Source organism: Vibrio sp. PNB23_22_6 (genome assembly GCF_052877535.1).
Genome location: NZ_JBNFXP010000071.1, coordinates 1 through 771, shown reverse-complemented (window position 1 = coordinate 771; position 771 = coordinate 1). Strand labels below are relative to the sequence as shown.

General features: G+C 46.8%; 1 protein-coding gene. It reads left to right on the top strand.

All coding sequences use genetic code 11. The features are described 5' to 3' along the window. Nucleotides 1-771: Hsp70 family protein (locus ACVA54_RS19655; protein WP_446641166.1), on the top strand; the 771-nt coding region annotated here is incomplete at both ends.

Genomic DNA, 771 nt, shown 5'->3' with positions numbered 1-771 from the left:
ATCACCGTTCCTGCTTACTTTAACGATGCACAGCGTCAAGCAACCAAAGATGCTGGCCGTATCGCAGGTCTAGAAGTGAAACGTATCATCAACGAACCAACGGCAGCGGCGCTAGCGTACGGTCTTGACAAGCAAGGTGGCGATCGCACTATCGCGGTATACGACCTTGGTGGTGGTACATTCGATATCTCTATCATCGAAATCGATGAAGTTGAAGGCGAGAAAACCTTCGAAGTTCTAGCAACGAATGGTGACACTCACCTTGGTGGTGAAGACTTTGACAACCGTCTAATCAACTACCTAGTAGACGAGTTCAACAAAGAGCAAGGCATCAACCTTAAGAACGATCCACTCGCAATGCAGCGTGTTAAAGAAGCAGCAGAAAAAGCAAAAATCGAGCTTTCTTCTACTTCTCAAACAGACGTAAACCTACCTTACGTAACGGCTGATGCGACTGGTCCTAAGCACATGAACATCAAAGTGACACGTGCGAAACTAGAATCTCTTGTTGAAGATCTAGTACAACGTTCTCTTGAGCCACTAAAAGTTGCACTAGCGGACGCTGACCTATCAGTAAACGACATCACTGACGTTATCCTAGTTGGTGGTCAGACTCGTATGCCTATGGTTCAAGCGAAAGTGGCTGAGTTCTTCGGTAAAGAAGCTCGTCGTGATGTAAACCCTGATGAAGCAGTTGCAGTAGGCGCTGCAGTTCAAGGTGGCGTACTAGCAGGTGATGTGAAAGACGTACTACTACTAGACGTTACTCCA